The sequence below is a fragment of the Leptotrichia hongkongensis genome, from assembly GCF_041538065.1.
GTDB classification, from domain to species: Bacteria; Fusobacteriota; Fusobacteriia; order Fusobacteriales; family Leptotrichiaceae; genus Leptotrichia; species Leptotrichia hongkongensis.
The window spans coordinates 99,250-118,203 of sequence record NZ_JBGORW010000007.1; the positions used below are offsets into that span (position 1 = coordinate 99,250).

An 18,954-nucleotide genomic window follows, 5' to 3' on the forward strand; every position below is an offset into this window, starting at 1 on the left:
TGTTTTTATTTTTGATACATCGGTCTTCTTTGGGTAAAATTCTCTCTCAGAAGACCGTTACTGTTTTCATTATATACTTGCCTGTTATGAATAGTAAGGAACTGCAAAATAGAAGTCTATTCTTATCTTCTTTACTTTTTTCCAGCATAAAAATTACTTATCTCTGTCTGATATGAAAATCTTAAAGACTCCTTTTGGGATACTGGTTATCAGCTGTTTTATTGCTTCCAGTATTAAATTTTTACTTTTTATTTTACTTGATTTGACAGTACACCTGATTCGTAGTTTTAATCATATAAATAGAAATCCATTATTTGTAATAGCTCCCTAGAATTATCATCTATATTTTCATTCGCTAATACATCCTTTATTTCCTCTTGCAATTTCATTCTGTCGTTTTTAAATTCTTCCTTTCTTTCAGCATCATAAGCCATATGTGCCATTCTTCCTATTGCTGAAAATCCGAAAGTAAAATAATTAAAAATTGTTGTAAATCGTTTTTTCTTTTTAGTTCTTTTAAATTTCATATATTTTTTATCAATTGAACTTATGTCTAGATTTTCTTGTTTTGCTGATTCAAAAAACTTTTCTAGCCTGCTTACACTATTTCTTGAAAATAATTCTAATCCACGTTCTATTAATTCCTTTACTTTTACCATTTATCTTCCCTCCAACTTATAAATTTATAAACTTTTTTCTGCTTCCTCAATAGAACTGTAACCCTTTTCCAGTACAATGTTTTCCAAATTATTTTCTGCCAAGTTTATATTATTTGTAACACAACTTTGGATATACTCATAATATAATTTCAATGTTTTTACTGAATATGATGATAATTCTCCCTTCAAGTAAGTTTCAATTGAAGTATAGTTGGGTGTGTCATATTTTGAGTATAAAGGACGCCCTTTTGAAGTAACTTTTGGATATTTTTGTATTATTTCTTCTTCCCAATGCAAATAAATTTCTACTATTTTTTGTACTAACTCTTCCTTTTCTTGTGAAATTTTAGGCAAATATTCCTTAATAATTTCGTATTCTTTTGGAGAGCTATATTTCATCATTCTGGCATATTTGTCCTGAACAATGTTTTCACCACGATGTTTTGCCAAAATCAAGTCTTCCAAATAACTTTCCAGAATTTCATCAGGCAATGTTTCCCATTGGCTTCTTCTCATAATTTCAAATTCCTGTGGATTATCCTGACAATCAGCTCTTCCTTCCGTATGATGCACATTTTGAAAAAATTCCCATTCCCTTTTTAAAATTTGCCGAATAAAACTTTCTTTTTTACTAATTTCTATTTCCATTTTCAATTCTCCTATTTTAAATCCAATATTCTTTAACTTTGTTGATTATTTTAAAAATTTTCTATTTTAATCCATCGCAGGATTCCAGTTTCTTAATTTTTCATCTTCAATTTTATTTTGTACAAAAGGCCCATAATCCTGTAAAAAATCGCTTATTAATTGTCTTGGAACAATATCTTGATCTTTCATTTCCGAAATTACATCGGCACTTATTTCTTCAATAATTTGAAATTTTCGATTAACTGCACCATTTGGCAATTTTACCAGTTCTTCAATTAAAAAATAAGTTTTTTCTCCCAAGATTTTCAAGTTTTTTAAGGCTCTTGGCATCCATTTGTAAAAAAGTTTATATTTTTTATTTAATAAAAAAATTATATGTATTGCCTCATTTATAAATTCAGTTTCTGCCAGCCTTGCTGCCACAATTTCATTTCTTTTCATACATCGTAAATAGTTATACTGCCCAGATTGTGCAATTTTCATACATCTTGTCGCAATTTTGTTAAGCCGTATATCTTCTGGAAAATATTTTTCCAAATCATTTCTAATTTTTGTGAATTGTCCTGAATTATCCATAAAAATTTCTCCATTAACCGCTGTTGCAAGCAATTCTTCTGGAATTAACCGCCAATCATATAAGTTCTCAGGTGCTTTCACATCTCCCAAAAACTTGAAAAACCAGTCTTCAATATTAAGAACACCACGCCGTCCATCCCCAAATTCGCTCACATTCAATGCTCTAAATCCCAAAAATTCCTTTGGCAATTCATTAAGCCTTTTTTGCAAATTTAATCCATATTTTTCATAATCTTCTGAACTTAGCCAAATACAGCAGGATGGTCCAAAATCATGATCTTGTGAAATCTCATCATCAAATCCAAAACATTCTGAACCTTCCCCCGCAAGTCCAGCCGCCATTTTTTCAAAAACTTCTGGAAATTCACTTTTTATAACTGGCAGATAAACTTCTTCAAAATATCTTTTTGAAAGTTCCAGCCCTTTTATTTTATTTGAATCCATTTTTTCTCCTTATTCCAAAAAATTAAATCATTTTTTCCTTTACAACTTCAATATTTTCCAAAATATTTTTGTAATTATTGCTTTCTTTCCCAAACGTCTTTTCACAAATTTCAGCACTTTTCTCAAATAACTCCAATGCTTTTTCATATTCATTTTCTGCAAAATAAAAAGTTGCCATATTGTTAAGGACTGCTGCATACAAGTTATGAGTTTTTCCAACTTCCTTTTCAATTAGTTCCAGTGATTTTTGCAAATATTCTTCTGCTTTTTCTTTATTTTTTACTTTCAAGTAAGGCTGTACAAGGTTACTTAACGTAATTGCATACTGAATAGGATTTTCTCCAACTTTTTCCAATACTTCCAGACTTTTTTCCTGCAACTCAATCGCTTCCTCGTATCTTTCAAGCTCCTGATAAAATAAAGCCAAATTATTACATACGCTTGCATAAACATAATCATTCTGCAAATTATTACTTTCATAAATTTTCATAGTATTAAGATAAATATTTTCTATGTCATCATACTTTTTCATAAATCTGTAAACTTCAGCTAGGTTCAGGCTGCAAGTCGCATAAGGAATACTGTCTTTGCCATACTTTTTCTCAATAAAGCCTTGTGCTTTCAGCAAAGCATCTTTTGCCGTGTCAAACTCTCCAACATATTTAAGAGTTCCCCCAACTTCATTCAAAATTTGAATATTTTCATCACTTTCCTCACCAAAAACCTCTTCTGTAAGTTCTGCTAATTCCTTTAATACTTTAACCTCTTCCACAACATTCCCCTGCTGCATAAGTTCTTTTCTTAAGTTTGTCAATTCATTTATTCTAACTTTTTTTTCAAATATATTTGACATTTTATATTTCTCCTTTATATTAATTTTATTATTTAATTTTTATGTTATAAAAGTATGATTTGAATCCATTTTAATTATTATTTCTAACAAAAGTTTACCATACAAAATTGCAATCTGCAACAATATTAAAAATAATTTTAAGATTTCAAAATAGTTTTACTATAAAATAAAATTATGTTGTTGAAATAAAAAAACTCCTATTATATAATAAAAATAGATTAAATATTTTTAGTGGAAAGAGGGAAAGATAATATGGATAAAGAAAAAATAGATTTTAAGTACCATCATATAAAACATTACAAATATCAGGCGCAATCAAAGAAAACTTTGATAACTTCAATTTTGTTGACGCTATTTTTTGCTTTAGTTGAATTATTTGGTGGAATATTTAGTGGTTCACTTGCACTTATTTCAGATTCATTTCATATGTTTTCGGATGTTATTGCACTTTTGTTCAGCATTATAGCAGTATTTTATTCAGCCAAAAAGCCAAACAAAAATTTTACTTATGGATTTTTGAGAATTGAGATAATTTCTGCATTCATAAATGGACTGGCTCTTATGATAATTTCGGTTGGAATAGTTATTGAGGCTATAAAACGGCTTTTCAATCCAGAGCATGTTGATTTTTTTACAATGTTTACAATTGCAGTAATCGGACTTTTGGTTAATATAATACTTATGTTTGTACTTATGAAAAGTTTGAAAAAAGAAAATAATCTTAATGTAAAAAGTGCATTATGGCATTTTTTAGGTGATACACTAAATTCGGTTGGAGTTATAATTGCTGCGATTATTTTAAAATTAACTAACCTTGTTATTTTTGACATAATAATAAGTGTGATTATAAGCGTTGTTATTTTTACTGGGGGATTAAAAATTGCAAAAGAAGCATTTTTTATTTTAATGGAAGCTGTTCCCAGCGATTTAGATATCGATGAAATTTATGCTAAAATTTTGACAATTGATAAGATAAAGGATATTCATGAATTCCATTTATGGAATATTTCTGAAGAAAATATAAGTATCTCATTTCATATTTTACTTGATGAGTATAATGGTGTAAATGATTACGAGATTGTAAATGATGTGGTAGAACTTTTGAAAAATGAATACGGAATAGAACATGTGACAGTTCAAATTGAAAATCCTGAAATAAATCCACATTTTTAACATATACTTTTAAAAGTGATAGAAATTTAACTGTAAGAGAAAAAGCTGACATTTAGCCAGCTTTTGTTTTTTTATAGAGATTAATCATTGCAACTTTCAATAAATTTATCAAAAATCTTCTGCATTTTCTCATTTCCACGAACTGCCATCATTTCAGGATGCCATTGTACTGCATAAAAGAATTTATGATTTTTATTTTGAAAAGCTTCTATTATACCATCATTTGCTTTTGCAATAGAAGTCAAATTATTTCCCAAATCTTTTATCATTTGATGATGATAAGAATTAATTCTTGTTTTTTCACCAAAAATTTCAAATAAAATATTGTCTTTTTCAATATTAATATCGTGTGTAGGCAAGTCAGGAAGCCACTTTTGCATGTGATTAATAGTTGTTCCTGTATATTTTACATCTTGATACAAACTTCCGCCAAAATAAATATTTGCAATTTGCAATCCACGGCAAATCCCCAAAATAGGCTTTCCAGTTTTTATAAATTCATCTAAAATTTCAAGTTCAAATTTATCTCGCTCTGGTGTAATGCTTCCAACTTCCTGCAGACAGTCCTCTCCATATAAAATCGGATTAGGATCCCCTCCCCCAGAAAGTAAAAGACCATCTAAATGCTGAATTTGTTCCCTTATAACTTCCATATTTTCTGTTATTGGCAAAATAAACGGTATTCCTCCAGCATTTATAACAGCTTTACTGTAATCCACAGAAACTATTGTCTTATGATCATTCAGTCTGTTCGGGTTTAATTCCAGCGAAGTAGTAATTCCTATAATTGGTTTTCTTTTATTGTTCATTTATTAAGTTCCTTTCTTTTCTCAATTTTACTATTATTTTTTATTTAAAATTTCTCACTCTTCCAAAAAAGTCAATAAAATTTTTATAAGTTACCATCTCAATCTCATTTTCAGAATATCCTCTTTTTTTCAAGGCTTTTTTCACATTTCCTAACTCTGTAACATCGTGAAGACCAAGAAGTCCATCAGGCTCTTCTCCTTCTGGAGTATAATATTCCGCAAAGTCAAGTCCAAATCCGACTTTATCCAGTCCAATTTTTTCAGCTACGTACTCTAAATGATTTAAAAGCATTTCTAGATTTTTCTCATTTTCATTTTGGCTAACAAAATTATGGTAACTGTTCATTCCAACCATTCCCCCTCGCTCACCAATACATAAAATTTGATCATCAGTCAAATTTCTCATTGACGGACAAAGGCTTCTGGCATTAGAATGTGAAGCAAAAAAAGGTTTTTTGGAATGTTTGGCAATATCCCAGAATGTTTTATCGTTGGCATGCGAAACATCAAGCAGGATTCCCAATTCATTAATTATTCTCACAGCATCAATTCCAAGTGAAGTCAATCCCCTGTTTTTATCTCCGCTCTGTCCTGTTGCAAAAGCGTTTGTTTCATTCCAAGTCATTCCAATATGTCGCACACCAAGCTGATTTAATAAATAAATATAATCAAGTTTATCTCCAATCCCTGGGAGCCCTTCTATCCCAAGCATAACTCCAAATTTTTTCTCTTCTTCCTTAACATTTTCCCAATTTTCAAAAATTTTAAAATCAGATGGCTCTTTTATAACCTTTATCAAATCTTTTGCGTGATACAATTCTTCAGTCATCGCTCGTAAATCCGCAAAAAAATATTCTTCAGCATTCTCCACTTCATTCACATTCAAATAAATAACAAAAATTCCTCCAGAAAGCCCTCCTTTTAAGAATTTTTCCTTGTACTTATTTCTGATAACATCTTTATTTCCCTTCTGATATTCCCAGAAATTATCTGTCCACACATCTGCATGCATATCAAAAAACATTGATTTTTCCTTCTTTCTATGTAAATTTATTTATACTTTTTTCTGTACTTCTATTTTTCAAAATAAATTTCATTTATATTTTCATTAATTTTCAAAGTACATTTTGCTCCCATCGGTATTGTTACCAAGTCAGGCTTTTCATGTCCACTTTCAAGTCCATAAATTATAGGCTTTTCATAATTTTTGAAAAAATCTTTTAAAAAGTCCATTAACTCATAATTTTCCCCATAAGTATTCTCACAGCCCGCAAAATTACCTAACAAAACTGCATTACAATCTTCAAATTTTCCAGCATATTTCAAATGTGTCATCATTCTGTCAATTCTGCTGATTTCTTCTTCTATTTCTTCAATAAAAAATATTTTTCCTTTTGTATCAATTTCATAATCTGTTCCTAAAGTTGTAACAATTATTGAAAGATTTCCGCCAGTTAATTCGCCGTTTATTTTTTTATTTTCAAAATCTTTCTTATACAGAAGTGAAGTTTCTTTTTCTGTTCCAGCTTTTTCATCTATTGGATTTCTAAATAACCATTTTTCATCTTTTTTCTTATCCAAGGCATTAAAAAAAGATTTTTTTGTAAACTTATTAAAATCATTAAACATATTCGACTTTACCATAGGACCGTGAAAAACTCCCAAATTACACTTTTGATTAAAAGCAATGCTCAAATTTGTAACATCGCTATAACCCACAAAAACTTTAGGATTTTTCTTTATCAATTCATAGTCCAGCTTATCCAAAAGTTGCGAAGCACTAAATCCGCCCTTCACACAAAAAATACCTTTAATTTCGTCATCAGAAAAAGCCCTGTGCAAATCTGTTACCCTAATTTCAGGCGTTCCCGCCATATATCCTCCAATATTTTCAAAAAGGCTTTCCCCTAAGACTGGCTCAAAACCTAAGTTTTTCATAGTTTCCTTACATTTTTCAATATCTTCTGCCAAAATAGGCGAAGAAGTGCAAACTAAAAACACTTTATCTCCTTGTTTCAATGGCTCTGGAAAATACATCCTTAAACTCCTTTTTTATTATTTTCTTTAGTTATAAAGTTTTATTTTAAATATTCATTTTGTTGATTTCAATTTTAAAAACAACTTTTGTAACGATTTTTCTTATATTCCCAGAATCATCATTTTCAGAAACATTAAGTTCAGGCTTGTGAACATCATTTGGGAAAAAGACAAGAACATCTCCAGTTTTCATAACTATATCAAATGCTTTATCACCTTCTAAAATTGTAAGGTCCTTCTCTTCATCAAAGCTCTTGACTTCCATATCTCGAATATCATTAATTGCGACTTTTTCAGTTCCATTAATCATAATCTGTACATCCAAATATTTTTTGTGACTTTCCCAAAATTTCTCATTTTCACTTTTCGTAAAATATTTTCCAAGATTCATTTTGATATTGTTATAACCAACATCATAACTTCCATTTACAAGTGATAAAATTTTATTTTCATTTTTTTTGGCAAATTCAATACAAAATCGAATATCCTTTGCTAAACTTTTGTTTTGAATTTCATTGTTCACATTTGTAATAATCATTTCTTGCACTCTCCTTCAAAAAAATCACAGTTAACTTTCAACTGTGATTATACCCTTTTTTATTAAGAATTTCAATAAAAAAACTTATTTACAACATTTTAATCATCTTTATTTTTTCAAAAATTCTTTTTTCCAAAATAATTTTGTCAATATCTGTTTTCAGATTTTCATCATAAAAGTTCTCAATTACTGCGAATTCACTATCTCTATCCAAATTTTTATCCCAAAATTTGTGAAAATATGGACGTAAAAATTTGTTTATTTCAAGTACAGCCTTCATCTCGCCTTTATGTTTCGCAATATTTTGCAGGTGTTCCAACACAATCGATTTTGTTTCGTCAAAAGTTTGAATTGTGTTTATTTTGCCAATATTGAGAAATTCCCTTGTTTGTTGAATTAACCAAGGATTACCTATTATTCCACGTGAAAGTATTATACCGTCAAGATTGCAGGAGGATGTTTTTCGTTTTATCTCGGTAGGCTCAAATAAATCACCATTTCCAAAAAAATTTATATTTCTTGGCATTTTGCTTAGTTTTTCAACAATTTCCCAGTTGGCAGTTCCAGAATACATTTGCTTTTGAGTTCGTCCATGCACACAGATAAAATCAAGGTTATGCTTATTTGCCAAATTCAAAAAAATTTCAGGATTGTCAAAATCTTTATAACCAACACGTATTTTTATCGAAATTTCAGCATCAATATTTTGTGTTTCCAAAAGAACCTGATCAACTAAGTCATAGTTTTCAAGAAGCGCTGAACCTGCTCCGTTTTTTATAATTTTAGGCTGTGGGCACCCCATATTTATATTAATTTTTCTAAATCCCAAATTTTTCAACTTTAAAATCCCTGCAATCAATTCATCCTTATCTCCGCCAAAAATTTGTGTTCCAGTTCGCTGTTTATCATCACATTTTAAAAGTTCATTTATTGTAGTATCATCCTCACGATTCAGTAAATTAGCATTTACCATTTCTGTAAACAAAAAATCTGGCTTAAATTTTTGAAGTATTTTTCTAAAGGAATAATCAGTAGTCCCAGCCATTGGGGCAGTATATATTTTCATTTTTTCTCCTATTTTTTTATTTTACATTATATACTTAAAATGAAAAAAAATCAAATTTAGAAAGATTATTTTCCAAAAGAAAATTAATTTTTATTGTACTAGTTTAAATTTATTGACATTTCTTAAATTTATAGTATAATGGATATCAAAGGAAAATATAATTTTTTTAAAATGGAGGAATTCATAAAATGAAAAAAATTTTTTTGATATTAGGAACACTAATTGTAATTTCAACAAACTCAATTGCTGGTTGGGCAAAATATAGAGATAAAGTTATAAATGGAGTAAAAGATTCTTTTCAAAATTATTCTGAAGATGAAGACTATACTCAAAATTATATTGGTGATTCTTATAATGATTATTATGAAGACGATAACGAATATGATGGTGCTGATGAAGATTATTACGACAATGATGACTATGAAAGCGATTATGAAGATAATTATGATGAGAATAGTGATGAATATGATGATGGCTACTATTATGATTAGTTTTATTTAAATAGAGATTGATTGAACTTTATTTTGTAGATTTTTTTTATTTTAAAATTTATCAATTTTTTTACAAAAATATCTATCTTATTCAAATAAAAGAATTTCAAAGTCAAAATAAATTGAAATAATATAAAGACATTGTATAATTTTATTGAAAACTAAAAAAGATCAATTTAAAGGAGGAGTCAATATGAAAAAAGTATTAGCAATTATTCTATTATCATTATTAACAGTAGTTTCTTGTACAACTGCTACTGATGGAACTAGAAAAGTTAGTAAAACTGGAGTTGGAGCAGGAATTGGAGCGGCAGCAGGAGCTGTAATTGGACAAGTTATCGGAAAAGATACAAAAGGTACATTAATTGGTACAGCTGGAGGGGCCGCAGTTGGAGCAGCTATTGGAAATATATTTGATAGACAGGAAAAAGAATTAAGAAATAAATTAAAAGGAACAGGAGTGGATGTAAAAAGAACTGGAGAAGGTGAAATCAAATTGACAGCACCTGAAAACATTACTTTTGATTTAAATAGCTACGTAATTAAGCCACAATTTAAAAATACGTTGGATTCAGTAGCAACTGTATTAAAAACTTATCCTGATTCAACAATTGTAGTTTCAGGACATACAGATACAACAGGAAATGATACAATTAACAATCCGCTTTCTGTAAATCGTGCAAATTCAGTAGAATCTTACCTTGAGTCACAAGGTATTTCAAGCTCAAGAATAACTTCACGTGGTTATGGAAGCAAACAGCCAATTGCAAGTAATTCGACAGAAACTGGAAGAGCTCAAAATAGAAGAGTAGAAATTGCTATAATCGCAAATCAACAATAATCTTTAAAAATTTTTAGGGGTTTTTTCAAATTAAATTTTGAATTAACTCCTTTTTTTACGAAGTTTTGAAATGATAGATAGTCTTTTTGAGATTGAAAAAATATATAAAAAGAAATAACTTGACTATAGATGAGCCTAACTTTTTACTCTCATTTTAAACTAAAATTACTATAAATTTAGGAGGTTTTATGAAAAAAAATATATTATTAAAATTTATGCTGTTAATCGGAATTTTACTAAGTTTCACATTAAATGCTGGAAATAAAGAAAATTTTAACAATTTTGAAAAATTTTCATTTAGAATGTCAAATAATCCTGATTATATAAGCTATAGAATAATATTAGGAAATGGGGATAAATATCCTGTTCAGTTAAATGTGGGAAACTATTTGGCTTTTATGCCTTCAAGATATGCTGCAGTCAATGTTTATGAATTTTTATCTGATACTTTGAAAAAAGATTTTAAAATTATAAAGGTAAATAAAAAAGGAAAAATAACAGATCAATCTAAAATTATAAAATATTCTTCAAATGATTTTTTTCTAAACTATAAAGACAATGTAGATTTCGAGAAAGCTGAACTAAAGTCACTAGGAATGGTGTTTGCAGGAGTAAAAAATGTAGGAACAGGAGAATACAAAATAACTGCTTATGGAAATAAGGGAATTTCTGGAGGAATTGACAGTAAAGGGCTAAATTGGTTAAACTTGGCATTTATTCCTACAAATTCAGCATTTTATATAAAAATGACAGGCGATAAAAATTTGGTGTGGAGTCCAAATCGTGACTATAACAGTATTCAATATACATTTTCAGTTGAGAATGGAAAAGTAGTGGCTGTGGATAAAAAAGGGAAACATTATTTAACTATTTATCAAAAGGATAACTCTTTATTTGTAGATATGGCGAAATATAATCTTGAATTTCGTGTAAATCAGAATGAAAATCAATTAGAATACTGGATAAATCATAAATTAAAATATGTGGAAAAATATCGGATTATGTAAAAATAAATTCTTACTATTTCTCATCTAAATAGAAAATATTTAATAAATTTTGAATTGTATACTATTTTCTAATGCGATTTAGTATTGGATTATTCCGTTTAATATTAGTTTTTACTATTTTTATTATGTTTTTTCTTTATTTTCGCAGGATTGCTCATTGCCGCAAATCCTTATCTTGCAGTAAAGGTTTATACTGAGAATCTCTGTCGGTTTATTAACAGAAAAAAATTATATTTTACTTATTTTAAATATTAGGTTTTTATCTTTTATTGGAAAAGTTTGTAATAAATTCATTATTTAAATGGGGGTTAGTCTTAAAATATTTATAAATATAACAAAAGAGGGGATTTTACTCCCCTGCCATTTCTTTAGACTTTTCCGTACAAGCCTTAACGGCTTCCATTACAGTTCCTCTAAATTTACCATCTTCCAGTACTTTCAAGGCGGCAATTGTAGTTCCTCCTGGAGAAGTTACCTCATCTTTCAAAATTCCTGGATGTTTTTTTGTTTCAAGCATCATTTTAGCTGAACCTAAAACCGTTTGGGCAATAATTTCATAAGCCTTGTTCCTTGGCATTCCTTCCAATACCCCGCCATCCGCAAGAGCCTCCATAAATACGTAAACATACGCTGGTAAAGAGCCACTAATTCCTGTATATACATGCATAAGTTTTTCCTCAATTTCAATACTTTTTCCAAAACTATTCAACAATTTAAAAATCATACTTTTTTCATTTTCCTGAATGTTATGATTAAAAGAAACTGCCGTCATTCCTTCCATCACTTGAGCAGGTGTATTTGGCATAGTTCTAATAATTTTTTTGTCAGTTCCAATAATATTTTCAATAAAATTGATGCTAATTCCAGCTGCAATTGATAAAACAATAGTTTTTTCTGACAAGTCATCTTTTATTTTATCCAGTACTTTTGGAATAATATTTGGTTTTACAGAAAGGATGAGAATATCGCTTTCTTTTGCAAGTTCGTTTTCATTTTCTGCTTTTTTTACACCGTACTCTTTTGATAATTCTTCAATTTTTTCCTTGTTTAAATCAAAAATAGCTATATTTTTATTTTCAAGAAAGTTTGAAGATGTAACGCCTTTCAATATAGAGCTTCCCATATTTCCTGCTCCAATAATTCCTAATTTCATTCAATTTTGCTCCTTATTCTGATATTAAAAAATTATTCTAGAAATTTTAAAATTCTAATTTAAATACATACTATTTGCTATTTCTAAAAATTTTTGCACTTCTTTTATAGATAGTTTCGTTATTTCCTAATTTTAAATTTGTAAGGCATGCTGCTACAAAGAAATAGTCAGAAAGTCTATTGATATATTGAAGTCCAACTTTATTTATTCCTTCATTTGCTTCAATTACAGCAATCATTTTTCGTTCCAAGCTACGAGTGCTTGTCCGCATAAGATGAAACATGCTTGACATTCTACTTCCTCCAGGGATTACAAAACATTCTAATTTAGGCAATTGTGGAATATATTCATCCATTCTTTCCTCAAGCCATTTTACATCATCAATTGTTTGCTTATATTCTCGTAATCCATCAGGAGTGGCAAGGTCACTTCCACAGTCAAAAAGCTGCTGCTGTATATTTTCACATTCTTCACGTATCTTTCCGAGTACATAATTCAGTTTTTCATCTTCACGAATTTCAGCAATAATTACTCCAAGTAATGAACAAACTTCATCCATCGTTCCATACGCTTCTACTCTAACATGAGTCTTGCTGACTCTTTGTCCTCCATAAAGTCTTGTAAAACCTTCATCACCATATTTTGTGTATATTTTCATAAATATCAACTTCCTTTAATATATTTTTATTATTTTGCAATAATTTTTTTATTTTTTAAATTTCATATAAATTATCTATAAATTCATCAAAATTATCCGCTATTTTTATAACAAATGTAAATGCGTAATAAAAATAAATTCCTCCATTCACTTTGTGTAAAAGAAAAATTTTATCTTCTTTATTTTCAATTAAATCAAGCGGAATCAAATCATCTCTTAATGTTTCCTCGTTATCTAATCCAATATGAGGAGAGTGTTCCCAATTTTTCACACATCCCTCTAAAACTCTATCTTCAAAGAATAATTGCCATACACTTAATAATTTTTTATCGCAAAAAAAGGCTTCTATTTCTTCATTAAACATTTCTTTTTCTTCTTCATCTTCCAAATCGTAAGCACCTTTATACATTTCACATAAAATTTCTTTAATTTTTTCATAAGTTTCATTTTTTAATTTATAACCATATTTTCCAGAACAATAAATAGCATCATTTTCTTCTATCAATTTTCTATATTTATTTAACCCTAATTTATCAAGTAATTCTGTTGATAAATATTTCCTTTCATCAAAATTTTTTCTTTTATCCAGTTCAAAATACTCCATCATTTCTTATATTTCCTCCTATTTATTATTGCTTTTTTTATTTCATTTGCTAACAATTTCCACGCTTTTTCTATAAAATATTAGACCAATATTTACTTTTCCTTATTTCTCCAATAATCCCACTACCTCAATATGCCCAGTCTGCGGGAACATATCCACAGGAGTAACTTTTTTTAATACATACCTATTTTCAGTCAAAATCTTCACATCTCGTGCAAAAGTGGCAGGATTGCAGGAAATATAGACAATTTTTTCGATTTTATTCTGTACAACACTCTTTAATGCTGACTCTTCGATTCCTCGTCTTGGCGGGTCAAAAACTATTGCTCCGACATCTTCTCTCTTCAAAATTTTTGGCAGTTCTTTTTCAACTTTTCCATTTACAAATTCTACATTTTGAATGGAGTTTTCATAAGAAGTCAGTTTTGCAGCAAGTGTTGAACTTTCCACACTTTCAATCCCGATAACCTTCTTTATATTTTTTGAAAGCATCATCGCAATTGTTCCAGTTCCTGAAAATGCATCAATTACTGTTTTTTCATAGATTTTATTAGTATTTTTATTTTCTTCATTCAAAAAGTTTATTGCAACATCATAAAGTTTTAGTGCCTGTTTTTTATTAATTTGGAAAAATGAATTTGGATAAATCTTGAATTTTAATCCTTCCATTTCTTCTTCCAAATACTGGCTTCCAAATAAATGGACATTTTTACCTAAAATTACGTTATTCTGTTCAGTTTTTACAGAAATATAGATTGATTTTATGCAGTCATTTTCATCATACATTTCTTCCAGCAACTTTGAAAGCTGATTATACTGCGAATTTTTATTTACGACAACAACTATCATAACTTCATCTTTTTCATTATTTCTAACCATTATCTGCTTCAAAAATCCAGTATTATTCACTTCATTAAAAACTTTAAATTCCTTTTTTGTACCCGAAAAACTATTTATTTTCTGCAAAAATTTATCAATAATTATTTTGGCAATTTCTGACTTTAGAAGACTTTCTTTAGCTGAAAATACATTGTGGGACTTTCTTGAATAAAACCCCGTCTGAATAATCCCATTCTTTTTGAAAAATGGTTCAGCTGTCTTATTTCTATAATTAATTTTTTCATCACTTCCAATAATTTTGCCAATTTTTACCTTTTTCAAATCAATTTCAGCAATCTTTGTCAACACTTCCTCAAGCATCTTATCCTTATACTCAAGCTGTTTCTCATATTTAAGCATTCCAAAATCACAGCCATCAAAATCCTCAAAACTAATTTTGGACAAATCCTCAATCCTGTCCTTTGATGGTTCAATTATCCTAGTTATAAGTCCTCTTGCATACGACTTTTTTACCGAGATAATTTCCACTTCCAATTTATCTCCTGGCACACTCATCGGTACAAATACTGTAAACCCATCAACTCTTCCAAGTCCTTCTCCACCAAACACTATTTTTTCTATTTCAATTTCCAGTTTTTGCCCAACTTCATAATTATTTTTTATTTTATTCATCACATTCCTTTTTTTTTAATTTTCTTTAAGTATTATCATTAATAATTTTTATTATAAATTATGCTGATTTTTTTGTTTTTTTAGAATAAAGGGAAATAATTTCTATCCTTTTTACAATCTTGGCTCGTTTAAGTATTTTTAATTTAATTACAACCGTTGGTTTAATTAAAATAAAATCAAGCAAAATTTAAAAATGTAAAATATAAATAGGAAAAATAAAGTTTTATACTAAACCCCATTTAAATAACGAATTTATTACAAATTTTTCTAATAAAGGATAAAAAATATTTTCAAATAATTAAAACATAATTTTCACTTTTCAAACAGAATCTAGTACAAACTAATTCGTCGGAGCATTTTTCTGTGCTGGCAAAACTGTTTGAGCATAGCGAGTTTTTTGTCAGTGCAGAAAAATGTTGTAGACTAGCCATAGGTTGTAGGATTTGCGGCAATGAGCAATCCTACAAATATAAAAAATAAAAAAGTTGAATGATTATGAATTAACTATTGAACAATTCTATTATAAAGATTTATTCTCATTTTTAAACAGGGTTTAGTATTAATCAATAAATCTTTAATAAAAAACTTTTATTTCAAATATTCTAAAATATTTTTTAATTGTAATCCTATTCCGATTTTTAAACTTTCTTCATCAATATTAAATTTTGGATGGTGCAAATCGTAAATTAAGCCTTTTTCTTCCACTCTTGTTCCTAGTCTAAAAAAACATCCAGGGATTTCATTTAGGAAATAACTAACATCTTCAACATCCATTCTAGGCTGTTTTATTAATTCCAGAGCATTTTCGCCGTATAAGTCGACAATATTATTTTCTACTTTTTTTGTCATTTCTTCGTTGTTAATTACAGGAGCATAGCCACGCTTAATATCCACATTTACTGTTCCGCCTAGTGATTCTACAAATTTAGGCAGGTCTTTTTCAAGTGTTTCGATTATAAATGTTCTTGTTTCTTCAGACATTGTTCTTGCAGTTCCTTTCATTTCTACTTTATCGCAGACTACATTATCAGCAAAGCCTCCATTGAATGCTCCGATTGTAATTACAGATTCTTCTCTTGGATCAATTCTTCTGCTAACTATTGACTGCAAGAATTCCATAACTTTTGCTCCGATTAAGATTGCATCAACTCCTTTGTGGGGCAATGCGGCGTGGGCAGAAATACCATTTATTGTAAGATGTATTCTTGCTGATGAAGCGTGTGCCTTTCCATACTTTATCCCAATTTTTCCAAGTTCTATTTCTGGAGCCATGTGCAATGCAAAAAAGGCATCTATTTTTCGGTTTGTATCATTTTCAAATTTTAATGCTCCATTTTTTATCATTCTATCAGCACCGCCAGTTGTTTCTTCTGCTGGCTGAAAGAAAAATCTCACAGTTCCATGCCATTTATCCTTGTTATCTGCCAAAATCTTTGCTACTCCAAGCTGAATAGTTGTATGTGCATCATGTCCGCAAGCATGCATTTTTCCAATATTTTTTGACTTGTATTCAACTTCATTTTCTTCAAAAATTGGCAATGCGTCAATGTCTGCACGAGTCGCAACTGTCTTATTTTCCATATTTTCCTTATCATTGTAGATTGTTGCAACAACTCCAGTATTTATAATTTCAAAAAATTCAATCCCATTTTCTGTCAAAAATTTCTTTATTAATTTACTCGTTTCAATTTCTTCATCCCCAAGTTCAGGATTTTCGTGAATAGTTCGTCTAACTTTTACCATTTCATCATAAATTTTATCCACATTTTCTTTTATAAACTCGTTAATTTTAAGCAATTCCATTTTTCCCTCATCCCTTTCTAAATCTCTGTTTTTTTATAATTTTATTATATCAAAAAATACTGCCTTTGTAAATTTTTGAAAAATAAATGACAATATTTTAAATTGTAATGTAATTACATAAATCGCAATACTAATTACGACATTAAATCTATAGTGTAAATTTTCATTATAGATTTACCATTCATTTACAGAATATAAAAGAGCAAGCCTAATTTGTGTTAAAAGCTCTTTCGAAAGGTTATCATATTCAATTTCAAGCCCTTTTTTATATGCATAATAAGGAGGGCTGTCATTCCAGGATCCCATTCCGCCAAAAACATCAGAAATATCTGAGGCATAAAAAAGATATTTGTTAATTTTGGGTAATTCAGAAAAATATAGTCCATAAAAAGTTTTTTGTATATTTTCAACCTTTTCTCCATTTAAAATATCAATAGCTTTTCTAAAGATATTTCCAAAATTTTGAAAATCAATTTTATCAGCTAAAATTGCTATTCTATTCAATACATCTTTAAAATTTTCGGTATTATCATAAAATTTAGGTTTTGATTTTAGAGGAAGTTTCCATTCATGTTCTGTGTAAGTAATGTACCATTCATTATTGTAATCTTCCCATTTTGGAGTAAAATAAGTAACTAATTTATTGTCAAAAAAGCAGACTATACTAGCTTGACTTATATTAGTAAAATTAAGAGAATCACTATCTTTTATAGGTAAAGGAATTAAGAACTTAATATTTTGTAATCCTCTATCAATACAATAATCAAACCATTCTTCAACATTTTTAGCCTTATATTTTTTATTATTAAAAAATATGAAAGTAGATTTTTTTTCATAATATACAGGTTTATATTTAATTCTGCTTCTTTTTTTTAAAGCACTTTTAGTAGCCAGCACAATATTACATATTTGTGCTATTTCACCATTCATAAAATTAACCTCCATTTTAATATTTATTATCTGTCATTTTATTTTTTATTGGACAACAAATCTAAAGTCATAAAATAAACAAAATTTTTACTGTATAATTTATTTTACTACAATTTCAAAAAAAATTAAATATATGTAATTAAAGAAAAAAACTATAGTAATATCATAGAGAAATTTGAATAAAAATTCTTAAATATATGCTATAATTAAGTATATTAATCAAAATTTATTTGAAATAGATTTAATATTCCAAAAATATTAAAAAGGAGCTGCTATGAAAAAATTAAATTTAAGAATAGAAGAAAAAGAGTGTATTTTGTATATAAAAGAAAATAAAAATCCAGACTACATTTTAATACAGCCTGTAGACGAAAATGATATCAAAGTTCTAGATAATGAAGTGAAATATATTTCTGAAAATACAAATAAAAATTTTAGTCTTGCTGCATTTAAAATAAATGACTGGAACAGCGAACTAACTCCGTGGGAGATGCCACTTCTTCGTGGAAAAGGAAACTTTGGAAATGGAGCTGATAAAACGTTGAAGTTTATAAAGGAAAAATTGATTTCAAGTTTGGCAGAATTTATGGATATTCAAGATAAGAATGTGAAATATATTTTAGGCGGATATTCTCTTGCTGGATTATTTTCTCTGTGGAGTGGTTATGAGACTAATACTTTTTATGGAGTAGCAGGCGTTTCTCCTTCTGTGTGGTATGAGGGCTGGATAGATTTTGTAAAAAATGCTGAACTGAAGGCAAATAATGTATATCTGAGCCTTGGAAAACTGGAAGAAACTTCTAAACATAAAATATTAGCTAAAATTGGTGACAATATAAGAGAGTATTCTGAAATATTGAAAAATTCTGAAATTGAAAAAAGTATTTTGGAATGGAATGAGGGAAATCATTTTAATGATTCAGATATACGAACTGGAAAAGGATTTGTTTGGATTTTAGAAAATTGTTAATTTTATTCACTTAAATTATTTAAATCCCCTAAGGGTAGAGGCAGAGGTGAAATTCGAGATTTTTCGACTATCTAGTTAATCTGTAAACAATATACATAATAACTAGAAGTCTAATAAGTTCATCGCTATTCACTGCTCTAAACCTCCTTTGTATTAAAGTATGAGTTATTGGAACTCATTAA

20 protein-coding genes are annotated in these 18,954 nt (G+C 28.7%); 5 read left to right on the plus strand and 15 right to left on the minus strand.

The genetic code is table 11. From position 1 onward, the window contains the following. Positions 1-287: 287 nt before the first annotated feature. The 4 genes from ACEG17_RS06730 to ACEG17_RS06745 all read right to left on the minus strand — a co-directional run bounded on the left by ACEG17_RS06730 (position 288) and on the right by ACEG17_RS06745 (position 3,180). Positions 288-659, minus strand: a complete 372-nt coding sequence (locus tag ACEG17_RS06730; RefSeq protein ID WP_372583074.1) for a hypothetical protein — start codon at positions 657-659, stop codon at positions 288-290. Between the two features lie 24 nt (positions 660-683). Then, complete coding sequence (locus tag ACEG17_RS06735) at positions 684-1,307, minus strand: DUF4125 family protein (protein WP_372583075.1); 624 nt, start codon at positions 1,305-1,307, stop codon at positions 684-686. Positions 1,308-1,373: 66 nt separating this feature from the next. After that, entirely contained in the window at positions 1,374-2,327 is a 954-nt protein-coding gene (locus ACEG17_RS06740) for a DUF4037 domain-containing protein (protein WP_372583076.1), read from the minus strand. A gap of 22 nt (positions 2,328-2,349) precedes the next feature. Continuing rightward, positions 2,350-3,180 carry a tetratricopeptide repeat protein gene (locus ACEG17_RS06745; RefSeq protein WP_372583077.1) on the minus strand — a complete coding sequence of 277 codons (831 nt, stop codon included), beginning with the start codon at positions 3,178-3,180 and terminating at the stop codon, positions 2,350-2,352. 252 nt (positions 3,181-3,432) lie between these two features. Here ACEG17_RS06745 and ACEG17_RS06750 point away from each other — a divergent pair, with 252 nt between their 5' ends. After that, positions 3,433-4,353: a cation diffusion facilitator family transporter gene (locus ACEG17_RS06750; protein ID WP_372583078.1), complete on the plus strand. Its 921-nt coding sequence runs from the start codon at positions 3,433-3,435 to the stop codon at positions 4,351-4,353. 80 nt (positions 4,354-4,433) lie between these two features. Here ACEG17_RS06750 and ACEG17_RS06755 read toward each other — a convergent pair whose 3' ends face one another. The 5 genes from ACEG17_RS06755 to ACEG17_RS06775 all read right to left on the minus strand — a co-directional run bounded on the left by ACEG17_RS06755 (position 4,434) and on the right by ACEG17_RS06775 (position 8,803). Beyond that, entirely contained in the window at positions 4,434-5,162 is a 729-nt protein-coding gene (locus tag ACEG17_RS06755) for a gamma-glutamyl-gamma-aminobutyrate hydrolase family protein (protein ID WP_372583079.1), read from the minus strand. Positions 5,163-5,202: 40 nt separating this feature from the next. Then, the gene (locus ACEG17_RS06760; RefSeq protein WP_372583080.1) at positions 5,203-6,186 is read right to left on the minus strand and encodes a dipeptidase; all 984 of its coding nucleotides are present in this window, start codon (positions 6,184-6,186) and stop codon (positions 5,203-5,205) included. A 50-nt stretch (positions 6,187-6,236) separates the two neighbouring features. After that, positions 6,237-7,199, minus strand: coding sequence for a S66 peptidase family protein (locus tag ACEG17_RS06765; RefSeq protein WP_372583081.1), 963 nt, complete (start codon positions 7,197-7,199; stop codon positions 6,237-6,239). Positions 7,200-7,245: 46 nt separating this feature from the next. After that, positions 7,246-7,737 carry a NanQ anomerase/TabA/YiaL family protein gene (locus ACEG17_RS06770; protein ID WP_372583082.1) on the minus strand — a complete coding sequence of 164 codons (492 nt, stop codon included), beginning with the start codon at positions 7,735-7,737 and terminating at the stop codon, positions 7,246-7,248. An 88-nt stretch (positions 7,738-7,825) separates the two neighbouring features. Beyond that, positions 7,826-8,803 (minus strand): tRNA dihydrouridine synthase, encoded by a 978-nt coding sequence (locus ACEG17_RS06775; protein WP_372583083.1) that lies wholly within the window; start codon positions 8,801-8,803, stop codon positions 7,826-7,828. 188 nt (positions 8,804-8,991) lie between these two features. Between ACEG17_RS06775 and ACEG17_RS06780 the strand changes: the two genes are divergently transcribed. The 3 genes from ACEG17_RS06780 to ACEG17_RS06790 all read left to right on the plus strand — a co-directional run bounded on the left by ACEG17_RS06780 (position 8,992) and on the right by ACEG17_RS06790 (position 11,142). Further along, positions 8,992-9,294: a hypothetical protein gene (locus tag ACEG17_RS06780; RefSeq protein ID WP_372583084.1), complete on the plus strand. Its 303-nt coding sequence runs from the start codon at positions 8,992-8,994 to the stop codon at positions 9,292-9,294. Positions 9,295-9,487: 193 nt separating this feature from the next. Beyond that, positions 9,488-10,135: a YiaD family glycine zipper/OmpA-like lipoprotein gene (locus ACEG17_RS06785; protein ID WP_372583085.1), complete on the plus strand. Its 648-nt coding sequence runs from the start codon at positions 9,488-9,490 to the stop codon at positions 10,133-10,135. A 188-nt stretch (positions 10,136-10,323) separates the two neighbouring features. After that, positions 10,324-11,142 (plus strand): oligoendopeptidase, encoded by an 819-nt coding sequence (locus tag ACEG17_RS06790; protein WP_372583086.1) that lies wholly within the window; start codon positions 10,324-10,326, stop codon positions 11,140-11,142. Between the two features lie 349 nt (positions 11,143-11,491). Here the strand turns inward: ACEG17_RS06790 and proC are convergent, their stop codons facing one another. The 6 genes from proC to ACEG17_RS06820 form a co-directional block, all read right to left on the minus strand. Further along, positions 11,492-12,295, minus strand: a complete 804-nt coding sequence (proC, locus tag ACEG17_RS06795; protein WP_372583087.1) for a pyrroline-5-carboxylate reductase — start codon at positions 12,293-12,295, stop codon at positions 11,492-11,494. A 70-nt stretch (positions 12,296-12,365) separates the two neighbouring features. Further along, positions 12,366-12,953, minus strand: a complete 588-nt coding sequence (locus ACEG17_RS06800; RefSeq protein ID WP_372583088.1) for a cob(I)yrinic acid a,c-diamide adenosyltransferase — start codon at positions 12,951-12,953, stop codon at positions 12,366-12,368. A 55-nt stretch (positions 12,954-13,008) separates the two neighbouring features. Continuing rightward, a complete protein-coding gene (locus ACEG17_RS06805) occupies positions 13,009-13,560 on the minus strand; it encodes a CDP-glycerol--glycerophosphate glycerophosphotransferase (protein WP_372583089.1) in 552 nt (183 codons plus the stop codon). A 99-nt stretch (positions 13,561-13,659) separates the two neighbouring features. Further along, entirely contained in the window at positions 13,660-15,069 is a 1,410-nt protein-coding gene (rlmD, locus tag ACEG17_RS06810; RefSeq protein ID WP_372583090.1) for a 23S rRNA (uracil(1939)-C(5))-methyltransferase RlmD, read from the minus strand. A 588-nt stretch (positions 15,070-15,657) separates the two neighbouring features. After that, positions 15,658-16,872, minus strand: a complete 1,215-nt coding sequence (locus ACEG17_RS06815) for a M20 metallopeptidase family protein (protein WP_372583091.1) — start codon at positions 16,870-16,872, stop codon at positions 15,658-15,660. 174 nt (positions 16,873-17,046) lie between these two features. Next, positions 17,047-17,802 (minus strand): RNA polymerase subunit sigma, encoded by a 756-nt coding sequence (locus tag ACEG17_RS06820; RefSeq protein WP_372583092.1) that lies wholly within the window; start codon positions 17,800-17,802, stop codon positions 17,047-17,049. Positions 17,803-18,076: 274 nt separating this feature from the next. Here ACEG17_RS06820 and ACEG17_RS06825 point away from each other — a divergent pair, with 274 nt between their 5' ends. After that, positions 18,077-18,772, plus strand: a complete 696-nt coding sequence (locus ACEG17_RS06825) for an alpha/beta hydrolase-fold protein (RefSeq protein ID WP_372583093.1) — start codon at positions 18,077-18,079, stop codon at positions 18,770-18,772. The last annotated feature ends 182 nt before the right edge of the window (positions 18,773-18,954 follow it).